This window comes from Nocardia otitidiscaviarum NBRC 14405 (assembly GCF_000308635.1).
Lineage (GTDB): Bacteria > Actinomycetota > Actinomycetes > Mycobacteriales > Mycobacteriaceae > Nocardia > Nocardia otitidiscaviarum.
In genome coordinates this window covers 38,015-54,148 of sequence record NZ_BAGD01000065.1, presented here as the reverse complement: position 1 = coordinate 54,148, position 16,134 = coordinate 38,015, and the positions used below count along the sequence as shown (strand labels likewise).

The following is a 16,134-nucleotide window of genomic DNA, read 5'->3' as shown; positions in this document are numbered from 1 at the left end:
CCCAGTGAGCATCCCCCGTTTCGACACGCTGCCCGCGGCGTTCCAGCACACCGCCTCGATCGACCCGGACGCGGTCGCACTCCGCACCCCCGGCGACACCCACACCATGACCTGGGGCGAGTACGCGCGCCGGGTGCGTGCGGTGGCCGCGGGACTGGCGGGCCTCGGCATCGGCCGCGGCGACACCGTCGCCCTGATGTTGACCAACCGCATCGAGTTCTATCCGCTCGAAGTCGGCGCACAGCATCTCGGCGCGACCTCGTTCTCGGTCTACAACACCCTGGCCCCCGAACAACTCGCCTACGTGCTCGGCAATGCCGGAGCGCGCGTGGTGATCTGCGAACCGCAATTCCTGCCGCGCCTGTGGGACAGCGGCATCGAACTCGACCATGTGATCTGCGTCGACGACGCACCGGTGGGCACCCTGTCGGTGGAACAGCTGATCACCTACGGCACACCGGAATTCGACTTCGAGGCGGCCTGGCGGGCGGTCCGGCCGGAGGATGTCGCCACGCTCATCTACACCTCGGGGACCACCGGCAACCCGAAGGGGGTGGAGACGACCCACGCCAACCTCCTCTTCCAGGTCTACGGCATCGACGATGTGCTGGGCTTCCGCTTCGGCGACACCATCACCTCCTTCCTGCCCACCGCCCATATCGCCGATCGGCTCACCGCCCTCTACGTGCAGGAGGTGCTCGGCACCCAGGTGACCTGTGTCGCGGACCCCGCACGGATCGCGCCCGCGCTGGCCGAGCTGCGCCCCACGGTATGGGGTGCCGTCCCGCGTGTCTGGGAGAAACTGAAGGCGGCCATCGAATCGAAGGTCGCCAACGAGCCGGACGACCGCCGCCGCGGCGCCATGGAGTGGGCGCTGGGTGTGGCCGCCGCGCGCAGCGCCCACCAGCTGGCCGGAACGCCGATCCCCGCCGAACTCGCGGCCGAATGGGAGCGCGCCGACGAGCTGGTGCTGGGCGGCCTGCGGACCGCGCTCGGCTTCGACCGGCTGCGCTGGGCGCTCTCGGGCGCCGCCCCCATACCGCCCCAGACCCTCGGCTTCTTCGCCGGACTCGGCATTCCCATCGCCGAGATCTGGGGCATGTCCGAGCTGTCCTGTATCTGCAGCGTCAGCCACCCGCGTGACGCCAGGCTCGGCACGGTCGGAAAACTGCTGTCGGGCATGGAATCTCGCCACGCACCGGACGGTGAACTACTCGTCCGCGGACCGCTGGTCATGCGCGGCTACCGCGGCCTGCCGGAGCAGACCCGGGCGGCCGTGGACGCCGACGGCTGGCTGCATACCGGCGATATCGTGACCGTGGACGCCGACGGCTACCTCACGGTGGTGGACCGCAAGAAGGAGTTGATCATCAACGCCGCCGGGAAGAACATGTCGCCCGCCACCATCGAGAACGCCGTGAAGGCCGCCACCCCGCTCATCGGCGCCATGGCCGTCATCGGCGACGCCCGCCCCTACAACACCGCACTGATCGTGCTCGACGCCGAATCGGCCGAACCGTACGCCCGCCGCCACGGCCTGCCCGACGCGTCGGCGGCCACCCTGGCCGCGAATCCCGGTGTGGTACAGGCGATCATGACCGGTATCGCGGCCGGGAACCAGCGGTTGTCGCGGGTGGAACAGATCAAGCGCTTCCGCATCCTCCCGCTGTTCTGGGAAGCGGGCGGCGACGAGATCACCCTCACCCTCAAACTCCGGCGGCGGGCCGTCACCGCCAAGTACGCGAGGGAGATCGACGAACTGTACGCACCCGAGCTCGCTGCGCATGTGCACGAACCGACCCGCTGATCCCCGTTTCCCGCCGCCTGCCGTGGGTAGGACGACCGTAGGACGTGTCAGCGACAGAGGAGTATCGGATATGAGCAAGACCGAAGAGACGGGCACCATCACCGGCACCAAGGACAAGGACTACAACCTGATCTGGTTCGTGGAGGCGTCCCTGGACAATGCGCTGCGGTTGGAGACCTACATCAGCGATGCCGAACGCGACGGTGACACCGAGCTCGTCGAGTTCTTCCGCAAGGCGCAGAACGAGAGCCGCAAGGGCGCGCGGATGGGCAAGGAACTGCTCGCCTCGCGCCTGTCGGACTCATCCATCGGATAGTTCGCCGGCGGTCGCGCCGCGGGGTCACGCACCAACGCACCGCCCCACGGGGTGGGGCGGTGCGTCGACGCCGGTCACACCCGTTGGATGGTGGCGGACGGCAGTGCGGTGGCCGGTCGTTGCGCGGTGAGGGCGGTGAGGAGTTCGCCGGTGTATTCCGGCGGCATGGCGTGCACGCTCAGGCGGTCCCAGATCACGTGGTAGGCGTCCAGATCGGTGCGGTCGTCGAGGAACTGGGTGCCGGTCGCATGGTGCAGGTGTACGACATCGCCCACATCCGGGCGCTCGAACCGGAAGATGGTGAACGGGACCGTGCTGATGGCCGGGCCGCCCACGTGATCCGGGACGATCTGCACGGTCACGTTGTCGCGGTTCGCCATTCGGGTCAGATGGTCCAGCTGGTCTCGCCACACCTCCGTGCCGCCGAAGGGGCGTCGCAGCACCGCCTCCTCGATCGCCACCCACAATTTGAGGGGGGCGGGCCGATCGAGTAGATGCTGACGCCGCATGAGCAGTTCCACCTGCTGCTGGATCTGCGCCGTCGACGCGGGGCGGGCGATGGCGGCGACGGCATGGGCGTAACCGGCGGTCTGCAAGAGCTCCGGCACCACCCCCGGCGCGTAGGAGCGCACCACCGTTGCCGCCTGCTCGAGGGCGAGGTGGGTATCCGTGCGTCCGAGCCCGGGACGGCCGACCTTCACCCCCAATCGGCGCACCGGTGCGGGCTTCTCCTGCGGCCCGTTCCCCCCGACGGTGTGACCCCCCACGGCCTCGGCTTTGATGACGACTCCCTCCTGACATTTGGTGGATCGCGTAGGCGATTGTGCCACAAGGACTTTCAAGATTGCTGAGTCGAAGAATTCTGCAATTGCACGTGCAAGCCCGAGGGTAAGCACATTCCCGCCCGAGCTGCCGGCGATAGGCTGTGCGGGTGAAAAAGGCAGGTGAGCACGCTCGACTGTGGACCGCCGCGGCCAGTCCCCGGGTGGAATTGCTCGCCGCGCGCTTCGAGACCTTCGCCTTCGATCGGCACAGTCACGAACAGCTTTCCGTCGGCGTCATCGAACAGGGCGCGGAAGGGCTGCACATGGCGGGCGGGAAAGTGGTGATACCCGCCGGACAATTGGTGATCATCAATCCCGGACAGGTGCATACCGGATTCGCCGCCGCGGAATCCGGCTGGCGCTACCGGATGTTCTATTTCGACACCGAGTTGGTCGAGGAGTTGGCCGGTGAACTGCTCGGCCGGTCCGACGTCTGGTTTCCCGAGACGGCCGTGCGCGATGACGAGTTGTTCGCCCGGCTGCGCGGCGTCCACCGCGAACAGGAGTTGGCCGGTGATCCGCTGACCGCCGAATCCCTGCTGCTGGCGGGATTGGGCGCGGTGCTGCGTCGGCACGCCCGCCCCGGCCGGGCGGGAGCGGGCGGCACACCGCCGCGCCGGGGTCTGGACGTGGCCAGGCAGGTCCTGCACGACCGGTGGGCCGAGTCGGTCACCATCGCCGAACTCGGTGCCGCCGCGGGGATTCCGCGAGCCACCCTCATCACCGCCTTCCGGGCGGCGTACGGGCTGCCGCCGCACGCCTACCTGCTGCGATTGCGCGCCAATCGCGCGCGTCGACTGCTGCTGGCCGGGCGGCCACCGGCCGAGGTGGCGGCGGTGACCGGATTCGCCGACCAAGCGCACCTGACCCGGATCTGCAAGCGCTACTTCGGGGTGACACCGGGCGCGATCCGGCCCTGATGCCCTGCAACCCTTGCGGGCCGAGATTTTCGTTCAAGACCGCCGACCGCCGCCGCCGTCAGGCTGGGTGCGCATTCGGTACGCGAGGAGAGGGCATAGACGGCAATGGTGTTGGTTGCGGCGGTGATCCCGCTGGTGGTGGTGTTGGGAATGATCACCGGGCTGCGCCGTCCGGCGCACTGGGCCGCGGTCGCGGGAGTGGGGGCCGCGGTGCTGCTCATCGGATGGCGGCCGGAGTTCGCGCTGCCTCGGACCGCACTCGGCACCGGGGCGGCGGGCGCGGGCCTGCTGGTCCTGAACGCGGCGGCGGTCATGCTGCCCGGCGTCTACCTCAGTCAGGTGCTCACCCGGCGAGGCGTGCACGAGTCGCTTCAGGAATGGGTGCGCGCGCTGCCGCTGTCGGGGCCCGCCAAGGTCGCGCTGGTGGTCGCGGGCATCGCGCCCATGGTGGAGGCGCTCACCGGTTTCGGGGTGTCGCTGCTGGTCACCGTGCCCGTCCTGCTGGCGCTGGCCCCGCCCGCCACGGCACTGCGCCAGGCCATGCTGGGCATGAACATCATGCCGTGGGGCACGCTCGGCCTGGCCACCGTGATCGGCGCGGCGCTCACCGACCTGCCGCTGCCGACCCTGGGCACCGCCACGGCGGTCACCAGCGCCCTGGTCTTTCCCCTGGTGACGGTCTGGGCGGCGCTGCTGGCCCGGCCGTACCACCGGCTGCGCACCACGGTGCAAGCCGCGGGGGCGGGCGGACTGCTCGCACTCACCCTGCTGGTCTGCAACCACCTGGGCGTGGTCTCGCCCGCGGGTGTGCTGGCCGGGCTGTGCACCACGGCCGTCGGCCTGCTGCTCTGCGCCGCCCGGCGGCCGTCAGGGGCCGCGCAGACGGCCGAAGCGACCAGCGAGGCCACCGTAGCGGGAACTGCGGGCCGGAATCGGGCCCACCCGCGGCGGACGACAGGTTCGCGAGATATGGAGGCCCGCCGGATATTTCGCGCCGCACACCCCACCGCCCGAGATGGTGTGCGGAATGCGGATGTGTCGCGGTTCGCGCGGGGCGGGACCGGACGTGGTGCGAGGAATCGGAGTGCCGCGAGCTTCCCGGGTGGTGCGACCGGCGGCGGCGGTGAGGGTGGGTGCGCGTCGCGCTGCTCGCGTGCCGTGGCGGTGGGCGGTGCGGATCGGGGATGGCTGCGACGATTCTCGCGAGGCGCGGGCATAGTTGGCGGGGTGATTCCTCGGCGGGGTGGAATGGCTCGGGGTGGGGGCGTGGGCGCTGGTGAACGCCGACCCGCGTTCGGGCTCGGCGACGGGTCCGTGCGTCCCGGGCGGTTGGTTCCGCCGGGGACGGTGCTGTACGCCTACGGGCTGGTGCTGGGTGGTATCGCGACGTTGCGCGCGGCCACCGCGGTGGGTGTGCCGTCCGTGGCGCTGCACGCGGGCGGTGCGAGTTTCGCGCTGCTGGCGTCGCCGGGGCTGCCGCTGCTGGTGGCGGCGCTGGTGTTGGACCGGGGGCGGGTGCGGTGGGCGGAAGTGCGGGCCGCGCTGATGCGCGTGGGTCGGCCGCTGCTGGCGCTGACCGGGTTCGTCGTGCTCGGGCGGCTCATGGTCGACGGCGGCATGATCGAGCGGGTGGGCGGGGCGGTGGCGGCGGCCCCGCCGCTGGTGATCGCGCTGGCGGCACCGGCGCTCGGCATGCTCGGGGGTTTCGTCACCGGATCGAATGTGGGCGGCAATGTGTTGACGATGCCGTTGCAGCAGCAGCTCGCACCGTCCGGGCTGGAGGTCTGGTTCGCGGCGGTGCAGAACAGCGGTGCGGGCCATGCCGTCTTCACCTCGCTGCCGATGATCATGCTGATCCTGGCGGTCGCGGGTGACCGGGCCAGCGGTGCGGGGGTGTCGGAGAATGCGCTGCTGCGCTTCGGATTACGGGTGGCGCTGGCGATCTACGCGGCGCTGGCGGTGGTGATCGTGGCTCTATCGCTGGTGTGACGGCGGCCTTCGTACCGACGATCACCTTCGTACCGACGATCAGGAGATGCGCCGCGCGCCGGGGGAGGGGAGCGCCACGAACCACTTCGGGGCGGCGAATCCGCAGTCGCGGAAACGCTTCTCGACCTCCTCGGCGATCGGTTCGGTGGCGCCGCGTTCGGTGAGCGCCACCATGCTGCCGCCGAAACCGCCGCCGACCATGCGCGCGCCGAGCGCGCCCGCCGCCAAGGCGGTGGTGACGGCGGTGTCGAGCTGCGGCGTGGACACCTCGAAGTCGTCGCGCAGGGAGGCGTGCGCCACCGTGAGAACCGGTCCTATGGTGCGCGGATCCGCCCCGGTGTGCAGCGCGTCGGCCACCGCCAGCACCCGGGCGTTCTCGGTGACCACGTGGCGGGCCCGACGGCGCAGCAGGGGATCGACGAGGGTGTCGACCGCGCGCGGATCGGCGACCTCGCGCAGGGTGGCGACGCCGAGCGCGGTGGCCGCGGCCTCACACTGCTGGCGGCGGCGCGCGTATTCGCCGTCCACCATCCGGTGCGGGGTATCGGTGTCGATGACCAGCAGCTCCAGTCCCGCCCCGGCCAGATCGAAGGCGACCTGCTCGTGGTCGCCCTTGCCGAAGTCCAGGAAGAGGGCGTGCCCGGCGGTGCAGAGCATGGCGGCGGATTGGTCGAGACTGCCGGTGGGCGCGCCCACGTAATCGTTCTCGGCGGTGCGGGCGATATCGATCAGCTCGGGTACCCGCACCGGAAGGTCGAACAGATCCCGCAGCGCGAGCGCCACCGCACACTCGACGGCGGCCGACGACGACAGACCCGCGCCGATCGGCACGGCACCGTCGAGCTCGAGGGTGACACCGGGGATGCCGTGCCCGCGGCGCTGGAACTCGTACACCACGCCGAGTGGGTAGCGCGCCCACCCGGCGACCGATGCCCGCCCGAGCTCCGCGACCGCGACGTCGATCCGCTCACCCGGGTGCTGCCGGGAGGTAACCCGCACGCGCCCATCGGTTTCCGTCGCCGCCGCGCACCGCACCACCTGCGGTAGCGCGATCGGCAGGGCGTAGCCGCCGTTGTAGTCGGTGTGCTCACCGATGATGTTCACCCGACCCGGCGCGGCCCACACACCCCGCGTCATCGCACCTCCCACTGATCGCGCCACCGCTGGCGGTTCCCGGTCCCGGTTCCTCGTCCGTCCGATGCAGCGATAGCCGCTGCGTCCTTTCCTACACCCCGGCACCGTCGATCGTGGCGATCTCGGATCGACGCCCGCTGTGGCGGTCGGATTCCAACGTGGAAACTGACTGGTCGGCCACCTGTGATGGGTCGCGACACACCGGTCGCTCGAGGCTCGCGTCGCGGGCGGTTCGGGCGTGCGTCAGCCGCCCGCCAGCAGGACCGGGCGGCCGTTGCGGGGCTGGGTGGGGCGGTTGCTGTGCGGGAACAGGGCGCGGTAGCGGTCGGCCTCCCGGGCCGTCACCCGGACGGGTTCGCGCAGCACCGTCCATGCCACGCCCTCGGTGCAGGGCGGGGTGGTGAGCGATCCGTCGTAGCGGAACTGGGCGTGATCGGTGGGGAGCAGGGTACGCAGGTCGAATGGGCCGGTGGTGTGGGAGCCGCCCGGGGGCGGCAACTCGGCGAACAGGGGTGTGAACGCCGAGGATGCTGGTCCGGTCTCCATGAGCACCGCGACCACCGCCAGGTTGCCCCGGGCATCGGTGTGTACGAGGTGCAACTCCATGACGGTGCCCACGCCGTCGACGGTGTGTTCGCTCGGCGTGTGGAAGTGGAACTGGGTCAGCGCGTACCGGCGGCCGTCCAGAACGATGTGGTGTCCGCCGGCGGCGGGCACGGCCGCCTGCAGGGTGTGCCCGTTGTCGGTCAGAGCGACCGCGGGCAGCGGGCCGTAGGCGAAGGTCAGATGGTCGGCGGGATCGAGCGGGGTGTGGCGGGGCAGATCGATGGGGGACTGCTGGTGGCCCACCCGGCAGGCCAGGAAGCGGTGGTCCAGATCGGCCCAGTGCTCGGGACCGTCGGCCGCGTAATCCCAATGCGGGCGGGCAGGCTCGCCGTCGGCGGCCGAGCGCGCCCCGAGGGCGGCGGGCAGTGCGAAGAGGGTCAGCGCGGCGAGGGCGCGACGGCGGGTGAGCGGAACGTGCGGACGGGAAGCAACCGGCACCGGCACAACTCCTTGCGACAATGCGCCTGACGGCGTGGTCGGGAACCGGCACGAGGTGCGACGGAATACGGCAATCCTGTGGTCGATTGTCCTATTTGCTACGAATGTTCTTTTGGAACAAGGGATTTCGCGTTCGTGCCGTCGTGAGCGTATGCCTCGGCGGCCCGGTAGCGCCAGCCCCGCGAGCGGCGACCTGTGTCACAGCGCATCCACCGCGCCCGCGCGGCGTGGTGCGGACCGGCCGATGCGATCCCGAACATTCGGTACGGTAGGCCGGTGAGCAGGAAGGATTCGCCCGCGCGTCCACCCGTACCGCCGACCTCCGGGCGTGGCCCGGTCGCGATCGACGCCATCGATCGAGTCCTACTGGATCACCTGGCACGCGACGGGCGAATGACCAACAACGCCCTGGCCGAGGCGGCCGGTATCGCGCCGTCGACCTGCCTGGGCCGGGTGCGGTCGCTGGTGGAGCGGGGCGTCATTCGCGGCTTCCACGCCGATATCGACCCCGCCGCGCTCGGGCGCGGCCTGCAGGCCATGATCGCGGTTCGGCTGCACGGCAATTCGCGCAAATACCTCGCCGAATTCGGGCGGCAGCTGGCGGCGCTGCCGGAGGTCCTCAACGTCTACTTCATCGCGGGGGCGGACGACTACCTCATCCATGTCGCGACCGCCGACACCGACGGGTTGCGCGGTTTCGTCCTCGAACATCTGAGCGCGCACCCGGCGGTATCCGCGACCGAGACCATTCTCATCTTCGAACATCTGCGCCCGGCGGGTACCGAGCGCGACCGAACCTAGACGCCGACCAGTTCGTGTGCGGCGTAGCCGTGCGCCGCCGCCACGGACTCCGACAGCAGTCGGCCGCGGTCGGTGCTGAGCCCGGCGGCCAGGCCCGGATCGGCCGCCACCGCATCCCGCCAGCCGCGGTCGGCCAGCGCCGTGACATAGGGGAGGGTGGCGTTGGTGAGCGCGATGGTGGATGTATTCGGCACCGCCCCGGGCATATTGGCCACGCAGTAGAAGATGGAGTCGTGCACCCGGTAGGTGGGTTCGGCGTGGGTGGTCGGCCGCGAATCGGCGAAGCAGCCGCCCTGGTCGATGGCGATGTCGACCAGCACCGAGCCCGGCTTCATCTGGGCGACAAGGTCATTGGAGACCAGGGTGGGCGCCTTGGCCCCGGGCACCAGCACCGCGCCGATCACCAGATCGGCCTCGCGCACGGCATCGGCGACCTCGTAGGCGTTGGAGGCGACGGTCCGCACCCGGCCGTCGTACTGCTCGTCGACGGCGCGCAGGCGCGCGATGTTCAGGTCCAGCACGGTGACCTCGGCGTGCAGGCCGACCGCCATGGCGATGGCATTGCCGCCCGCCACGCCCGCGCCGATCACGGTCACCTTGGCCGGGCGCACCCCCGGCACCCCGCCCAGCAGCGCACCGCGCCCGCCCTGACTGCGCATCAGGTGGTACGCGCCCGCCTGCGGGGCCAGCCGCCCGGCGACCTCGCTCATCGGGGCCAGCAGGGGCAGTGAGCCGTCCGGACCGGTGACCGTCTCGTAAGCGATGGCCGTGATACCGGAGTCCAGCAGTGCGTCCGTGCACTCCTGCGACGCCGCCAGATGCAGGTAGGTGAACAGCACCTGATCGGCGCGCATCCGGGAGAACTCCTCGGCCACCGGCTCTTTCACCTTGAGCACCAGGTCGGCCCGCTCCCAGACCTCGTCGGCGGTGTCGAGGACGCGCGCGCCCACCGCCGCGTAGGCGTCGTCGGTGAAGGCCGAGCCCACCCCGGCTCCGGCCTCGATGAACACCTCGTGCCCGCGCGTGACGAGTTCGTGCACACCGGCGGGTGTGCAGGCCACGCGGTATTCGTGGTTCTTGACCTCGCGGGGGATTCCGATCTGCACCGGCACTCCTGACTGTCGTATTGGTCTCGGTGAGCAGCTTCGGAGTGAAAGTATGAAAATAATGCGAGATCAGGTCCAGTGAACTGAAGATGATTCGTGAATCCGGGGCAATAGTGATTAACTTTGCGGAACCTAGCGCACGCTGAGCGCCGATCTCGAATCATCTTCGGCGGGTTCCGGGTCCGCCAGCGCCTCGTCTCGCAGCCGGGTCAGCGTGCGCGACAGAATGCGGGACACCTGCATCTGGGAGATGCCGAGTCGATCGGCGATCTGGCTCTGGGTCATGGCGCCGAAATAGCGCCAGATCAGGATCTGCCGCTCCCGCTGCGGCAGCCGCGCGATGAGCGGCCGCACCGCCATGGCGTCCTCCAGCAGCCGGTAGCAGGGCTCCTCGGTGCTCAGGCGCTCCACGGCCGGAGTCGAGCTGTCGCCGTCCTGGTCTCGAACGGTCATATCCAGCGAATCGGTGGTGTAGCAGTTGGCCGCGATCATGGCCCGGCTGATCTCGGTCACATCCACCTCGAGTTCCACGGCGAGTTCGCGCGCGGTGGGCATCCGCCCCAGCCGGTGGGCCAGAACCTCGGTGGCCGATCCGATCCGGCCGTGGATCTCTTTGGTGTGCCGGGACACCCGCACCGACCAGGTGTGGTCGCGGAAATGGCGGCGCACCTCGCCCATGATGGTCGGCACCGCGAAGGACAGGAAGGCCGCGCCGCGCGTGTGATCGAAGCGATCGACCGCCTGCACCAGGCCCACCCGGGCGGTCTGCAACAGATCGTCGAACGGTTCGCCGCGGTTCGCGAAGCGGCGGGCGATGTGCTCGGCCAGGGGCAGGCCGAGGCGCACGATCTCCGAACGCACCCGCTCGCGGCGCGGGTCGTCCGATTCGAAGGCGGCGAGCCGGGCGAACAACGGCTCGAGGTGTTCATAGCTGTCACCGCGGCTGCCACGTCGCCGGGCCGACGCGGAAGCGTCGGCGGCGGTGGTGCGCGCAGGGGTCGACTCAGCCATCGGGTTCTCCTCGTTCCCTCCGACTTCGTCGAACCGGCGGCTTTCTTCACCGAGTCGACGTACTTTCCGGGGGTGCCCACTTCCGGCATCCGTCAAACCTCCCCGCCCTCCGCGCGCAGTGCGATCCGGGGCACTGTCAGAGCACATGCCGCACAGCACTTTTGAGCGGATCCGGCGAGCCGCTCGTACGGGAGTTCGAGGGGTGGGATACTCCGTGGAGTGAAGGGGCCAGTGCAGATTCCGGAGAGCGATCCGGGCGCGTACGAGATCACCGGGACCGGGCAGCGGCAGGTCGTGGGCACATTCCGCTTCTGGTTCGTCGGGCAGCGCTGGGAATGGTCCGACGAGGTGGCGCGGATGCACGGATACGCACCCGGCACCGTCGAACCGACGACGGAGCTGCTGCTGTCGCACAAGCACCCCGACGACCGGGCGCACGTCCAGGACATCCTGGACTACGCCCTGCACTCCGGGGAGTCGTTCTCGAGCCGACACCGCTTCGTCGACACCGCCGGGCGCATCCACAATGTGATCGTGGTGGCCGACCGCATGTTCGACGACGCGGGCACGGTGGTCGGCACCTCGGGCTATTACATCGACCTCACCGACACCATCGCCGAGACGGCGCAGACCATGCTCGACGAGACGTTGCCCGGCCTCTTCGAGAATCGCGCCGTCATCGAGCAGGCCAAGGGTGTGCTCATGCGCATCTACCGGATCACCGCCGAGCAGGCGTTCCAGGTGCTGCGGTGGCGGTCCCAGGAGACGAATACGAAGCTGCGCGATCTGGCCGCGCAACTGATCGCGGAACTGGATTCCGTACCGCCCGCCCCGCCGAATGTGCAGAGCCGCTTCGACCATCTGCTGCTCACGGCGCACGAACGCATTCCTCCGCACTCCGGTCCACACGGTAGCGCCGCGCCGGAGGACCGACGCCCGTAATCTCGACGGCGGTATACGACGGTTGGAACTGGGACGGCGGATGAATCGGTTGCGGGTCGACCACGAGGTGGACCACGATGCGGTGACGGTGCGAGCCGAGGGCGATGTGGACATCAGCAGCGTCCACACCCTCACCGAGGGGCTGCGAGCCGCCCTGGAGTCGGCCCTCGAACATCCGGCCCGGCTGCTCGTCGTCGACCTCGACGGTGTGACGTACTTCGGCAGCGCCGGACTCAACGCCCTGCTCGACTGCCACGAACACGGAGTCGACGCCGGGGTATCGGTGCGGCTGGTGGCCTCCGACCTGCGGGTGCTCCGGCCGCTACAGGTGACGAACCTCGACAGCGTGCTGGCCGTCTATCCGACATCGGCGCAGGCCAGGAAGCACTGAGGAGCGTCAGGAGGCACCCATGACCGCACCCCCGCCGTCCGGCCCCGCGATCCCGCCCGACCTGCGCGCCGCGATCGCGCTGGGTGGTGAGATGGGGCGGCGGTTCGCCGAGTTCGATTGGGCCGCACACCCGCTCGGCGTGCCCGCGGACTGGCCCGCCGAGCTGCGCACCAGTGTGGCCGTGGCGCTGACGTCGCGGTTCCCCATTCTGCTGTGGCTGGACGCGCGGGAGCTGTTCCTGGTCTACAACGACGCCTACCTGCCGATCCTGGGTGATCGGCACCCGGCCGCCCTGGGGCGAGCCGGACGCGAGGTGTGGTGGGATATCTGGGAGTCGATCGGCCCCATGCTGACCAGCGTGGTCGACACCGGGGCCGCCACCTGGTCGGACGATCTGATGCTGCCGCTGCTGACCGAGGGGCGTCCGCAGGAACGGTATTTCACCTTCAGCTACAGCCCGCTCGTCGCCGCCACGGGCACGGTGTGCGGGGTATTCTGCGCCGTCACCGAGACGACCGAGCGCGTGCTCGGCGAACGACGACTGCATGCCCTCAATGCCGTCAACGCGGCGGTCATGGAATCGCGCACGGTGCGCGACGCGGTGCGCGCGGCGGTGACGGTGTGCGCTCAGCAGGCCGCCGATCTGCCCTTCATCGCGGTGTACGCGGAAGACGCCGACGGTCGCGATCTGACCCTGCACGGGGCGAGCGCGGCGGTGTCACCGCTGCTGCCGCCGTCGCTGTCGGACCTGGCCCCCGGGGCGCCCGCGCGGCCCACCCGGGCCGACAGCCGGGAGATCGCCGATCTGGCCGCCGTCGTTCCCGGCCTGGCGGAGGCGTTTCCGGACGGTGCTCCGGAACGGGCCCTGGTGCTGCCGCTGGGGGAGGGTGCGATCATCGGGGCGCTGGTCGTCGGCATCAGCCCGCGTCGGCCGCTCGACGAGCAGTATCGCGGGTTCTGCCGCCTGCTCGCCGACCAGCTGGCCTCCGCGCTGGCCGCGGCGGTGTCCTATGAGCAGCAGTGCCGCCGCGCCGACGCACTCGCCGAGATCGACCGGGCCAAAACGGCTTTCCTCACCAATGTCAGCCACGAGTTCCGCACCCCGCTTACCCTGCTGCTCGGCCCGCTCGACGATGCGCTGGCCGAGGCCGACGCCGCGGACGCGGTCCTGGGCGACCGGCTGCACACCGCCCGCCGCAATGCGGGTCGGCTCCTACGACTGGTGGATTCGCTGCTCGACTTCTCCCGCATCGAGGCCGGGCGCGCCACCGCCCGGCCGCGCTGCCTGGACGTGGGCGTGCTGACCGCCCATATCGCCGCCTCTTTCGCGGAGCTGTGCCAGCGCGCCGGGCTGACTCTCGAGCTGGACTGCGACACCGTGGCGGCCGATATCGACCCGGATATGTGGGAGACCGTCGTTCTGAACCTGCTGTCGAACGCGGTGAAGTTCACCTTCGACGGCTCCATCCGGGTCGAGGTCCGCGCCGAGGAACCGGACCTGTGTCGAATCACGGTGCGCGACACCGGTATCGGCATCGACCCGAACGACCTGGACCGGCTCTTCGATCGGTTCTATCGGGCCGACAACGCACGTGGGCGCAGCGTCGAGGGCAGCGGGATCGGGCTGTCGCTGGTGCGCGGCCTGGTGGAATTGCAGCACGGCACGGTGGCGGTGGAGAGCACACCGGGTCGCGGTACCGCGGTGATCATCCGGCTGCCGCGCTCGGACGCGACGCGGACCGTCGAATCCGGCATGCTGCCCAGCCTGGCGAACAACCCCTATGTCACCGAGGCCGGGCAGTGGCTCAGTCTCCCGGCCGAGCCGCGACCGCGTGGCGGCCGCCGGGAACTGGTGCTCATCGCCGACGACAACGCCGATATGCGAAACCACCTGGATCGCGTGCTGTCGGTCCGATGGGACACCATGGTCGTGGGCGACGGCGAATCGGCCCTGCGCGCGGTCCGCGAGCATCGCCCGGACGCGGTCGTCGCCGATGTCATGATGCCGGGGCTGGACGGCTTCGAACTGTTGGCCGCGGTTCGCGCCGAACCGGAGTTGGCGTCGACGCCGGTGCTGCTGCTCTCCGCCCGCGCGGGCCGGGAGGCCGCGCGGGAGGGTTTCGCCGGTGGCGCGGACGACTACGTGGCGAAACCGTTCACCTCGCAGGAGTTGGTCGACCGGGTCGCGGCGCGGCTGGCCGCCGCGGCGCGGGAGCGGGCCGGACGGCTGCGCGGTGACGCGCTGGCGCGCGCCATGGCGGCGGTGACCGAACTCGATACCGTGCTGCGCACCGCCGACACCGTCACGGCCGTCCTGGCCGCGCTGCTGGAATCACTGTCCGGTGCGGGCGCGCGGGGTGCGGCCATCGCCCTGCTCGACGCCGAAACGGATTGTGTGCGAACCGAATACATCAACAACGCGGATACTCCGGTGCGGGCGAGGCAGCAGGTGCTGGCACTGGACTCGCCGCTGCCCATCGTCGAGGTCATCCGCACCGGACGGCTGGTCGTGGTCGGTGACGCCCACTCGGGCGACGGCACCGACGTGATCGGGGGTGTGGCCGACCACCGGTCCAGTGTCGCCTACCCGCTGCGCGACGGCGCGGATCGCGTGGTCGGCGCGGTCGCGCTGCTGTGGGCCGAATCGCGCACCTTCACCGCCGAGGACCTGGATGTGCTGGCCCGCACCGCCACCGTCACCCAGACCGCGTTGAGCCGGGTGCGGATCATGCAGCGCGAGCATCGGATCGCCGTCGAATTCCAGGATCAGCTGTTGGATCTGGATCGGCGTTCGACCGCGGCCGCGGTGGCGGCGGTGTACCAGCCGGCGGGTGAGGCCATGCGCGTCGGCGGGGACTGGTACCTGGTGGTGCCGTTCCACGGCTCCGATCGGCTCGGCATCTCGGTGGGCGATGTGGTCGGGCACGGCCTGCCCGCCGCGGTGGTCATGAGCAAACTGCGTGCCGGGGTGGCGGCGGGCGCGATCACGGCGGCCGATCCGACCACGGTGCTGGAGTTGATGGACCGCTACGCGGCCGTGGTGCCCGGCAGCCGCTGCGCGACCGTCACCTACGCGGTCGTCGACAGCCGCGCGCGGACACTGGAGTACACCTGCGCCGGACATCCCTATCCGTTGGTACTCGGCCCGGACGGTGCGGCCGGATTCCTGACCGGTGGCCGCCGGACGCCGGTAGCGGTGCCGCCGCCGGAGCGTGGCGGCACCGGTCGCGCGGATATCGCACCCGGCAGTGTCATCCTGCTGTACACCGACGGCGTGATCGAGCGGCCCGGGGAGAACCTCGACCAGGGTTTCGCGCGTTTGCGCGCGGCCCTCGCCGAATGCGCCGACCTCCCGGTCGCCGAGATCTGCTCGGAACTGCTGCGGCGCCTGGCGCCACCGCACGGATACACCGACGACGTGGTGCTGCTGGCGGTGCGTCCGGTGCACGCCACGGCGCGCAGCTTCGCCGCCGTGCTGCCCGCCGCGCCGGCGCAGGTGCCCGGTATTCGAGATCGCTTGCGGCGTTGGCTGACCGCGCACGACGTGGCCCCGGATCGCGAGTACGACATCCTGCTGGCGGTCGGCGAGGCGCTGGCCAATGCCATCGAGCACGGCGGCGGGTTCGATCCCCGTGCCACCGTGACACTCGAGGCATTCCGGCACGGGAAGTCGTTGGTCGCCACGATCAGCGATGCGGGCCGGTGGATTCCGGCCCCCACCACGCAGATCGACAGTGAGCGCGGCCGCGGGTTCACCCTCATGAACGGGTTGGCCGATGAGATCGACACCGTGCGCACCCCGAACGGGACCCGGGTGACCCTGCGGTTCGAGAACTGCGGGGCGTGATC

Annotated in this window: 13 protein-coding genes; 8 read left to right on the top strand and 5 right to left on the bottom strand. The window is 70.4% G+C overall.

Going from position 1 to position 16,134, the window contains the following annotated elements; all coding sequences use genetic code 11:
* Nucleotides 1-4 precede the first annotated feature (4 nt).
* Complete coding sequence (gene fadD11 / locus ON31_RS12555) at nucleotides 5-1,807, top strand: fatty acid--CoA ligase FadD11 (RefSeq protein WP_039813122.1); 1,803 nt, start codon at nucleotides 5-7, stop codon at nucleotides 1,805-1,807.
* A gap of 70 nt (nucleotides 1,808-1,877) precedes the next feature.
* Nucleotides 1,878-2,123, top strand: coding sequence for a hypothetical protein (locus ON31_RS12550; protein WP_029924932.1), 246 nt, complete (start codon nucleotides 1,878-1,880; stop codon nucleotides 2,121-2,123).
* A gap of 74 nt (nucleotides 2,124-2,197) precedes the next feature.
* Here the strand turns inward: ON31_RS12550 and ON31_RS12545 are convergent, their stop codons facing one another.
* Complete coding sequence (locus ON31_RS12545) at nucleotides 2,198-2,890, bottom strand: DUF5753 domain-containing protein (RefSeq protein WP_051037148.1); 693 nt, start codon at nucleotides 2,888-2,890, stop codon at nucleotides 2,198-2,200.
* A gap of 164 nt (nucleotides 2,891-3,054) precedes the next feature.
* On the opposite strand from ON31_RS12545, the gene ON31_RS12540 reads away from it, so the two are divergent.
* Both ON31_RS12540 and ON31_RS34605 read left to right on the top strand, forming a co-directional pair.
* Nucleotides 3,055-3,867: an AraC family transcriptional regulator gene (locus ON31_RS12540; protein ID WP_063821482.1), complete on the top strand. Its 813-nt coding sequence runs from the start codon at nucleotides 3,055-3,057 to the stop codon at nucleotides 3,865-3,867.
* Between the two features lie 105 nt (nucleotides 3,868-3,972).
* On the top strand, nucleotides 3,973-5,856 hold the full coding sequence (locus ON31_RS34605; protein ID WP_051037146.1) for an L-lactate permease: 1,884 nt from the start codon (nucleotides 3,973-3,975) through the stop codon (nucleotides 5,854-5,856).
* Nucleotides 5,857-5,895: 39 nt separating this feature from the next.
* On the opposite strand, the gene galK is transcribed toward ON31_RS34605, so the two are convergent.
* Both galK and ON31_RS12525 read right to left on the bottom strand, forming a co-directional pair.
* Nucleotides 5,896-6,993 (bottom strand): galactokinase, encoded by a 1,098-nt coding sequence (gene galK / locus ON31_RS12530; RefSeq protein WP_051037145.1) that lies wholly within the window; start codon nucleotides 6,991-6,993, stop codon nucleotides 5,896-5,898.
* 240 nt (nucleotides 6,994-7,233) lie between these two features.
* Nucleotides 7,234-8,034, bottom strand: a complete 801-nt coding sequence (locus tag ON31_RS12525; protein WP_039813215.1) for a carbonic anhydrase — start codon at nucleotides 8,032-8,034, stop codon at nucleotides 7,234-7,236.
* A 276-nt stretch (nucleotides 8,035-8,310) separates the two neighbouring features.
* Here ON31_RS12525 and ON31_RS12520 point away from each other — a divergent pair, with 276 nt between their 5' ends.
* A complete protein-coding gene (locus ON31_RS12520) occupies nucleotides 8,311-8,835 on the top strand; it encodes an Lrp/AsnC family transcriptional regulator (protein WP_235204368.1) in 525 nt (174 codons plus the stop codon).
* Here ON31_RS12520 and ald read toward each other — a convergent pair.
* A complete protein-coding gene (ald, locus tag ON31_RS12515) occupies nucleotides 8,832-9,941 on the bottom strand; it encodes an alanine dehydrogenase (RefSeq protein WP_039813212.1) in 1,110 nt (369 codons plus the stop codon). The genes ON31_RS12520 and ald overlap by 4 nt on opposite strands.
* A 132-nt stretch (nucleotides 9,942-10,073) precedes the next feature.
* Nucleotides 10,074-10,952: an RNA polymerase sigma factor SigF gene (locus ON31_RS12510; RefSeq protein ID WP_051037144.1), complete on the bottom strand. Its 879-nt coding sequence runs from the start codon at nucleotides 10,950-10,952 to the stop codon at nucleotides 10,074-10,076.
* Nucleotides 10,953-11,189: 237 nt separating this feature from the next.
* Here ON31_RS12510 and ON31_RS12505 point away from each other — a divergent pair, with 237 nt between their 5' ends.
* From ON31_RS12505 to ON31_RS12495, 3 genes are read left to right on the top strand one after another with little or no spacing between them, the layout of a single operon-like run.
* Nucleotides 11,190-11,894: a PAS and ANTAR domain-containing protein gene (locus ON31_RS12505; protein ID WP_051037160.1), complete on the top strand. Its 705-nt coding sequence runs from the start codon at nucleotides 11,190-11,192 to the stop codon at nucleotides 11,892-11,894.
* A 40-nt stretch (nucleotides 11,895-11,934) separates the two neighbouring features.
* Nucleotides 11,935-12,285, top strand: a complete 351-nt coding sequence (locus ON31_RS12500) for an STAS domain-containing protein (RefSeq protein WP_029924950.1) — start codon at nucleotides 11,935-11,937, stop codon at nucleotides 12,283-12,285.
* A gap of 19 nt (nucleotides 12,286-12,304) precedes the next feature.
* Entirely contained in the window at nucleotides 12,305-16,132 is a 3,828-nt protein-coding gene (locus ON31_RS12495; protein WP_039813114.1) for a SpoIIE family protein phosphatase, read from the top strand.
* Nucleotides 16,133-16,134: the final 2 nt, after the last annotated feature.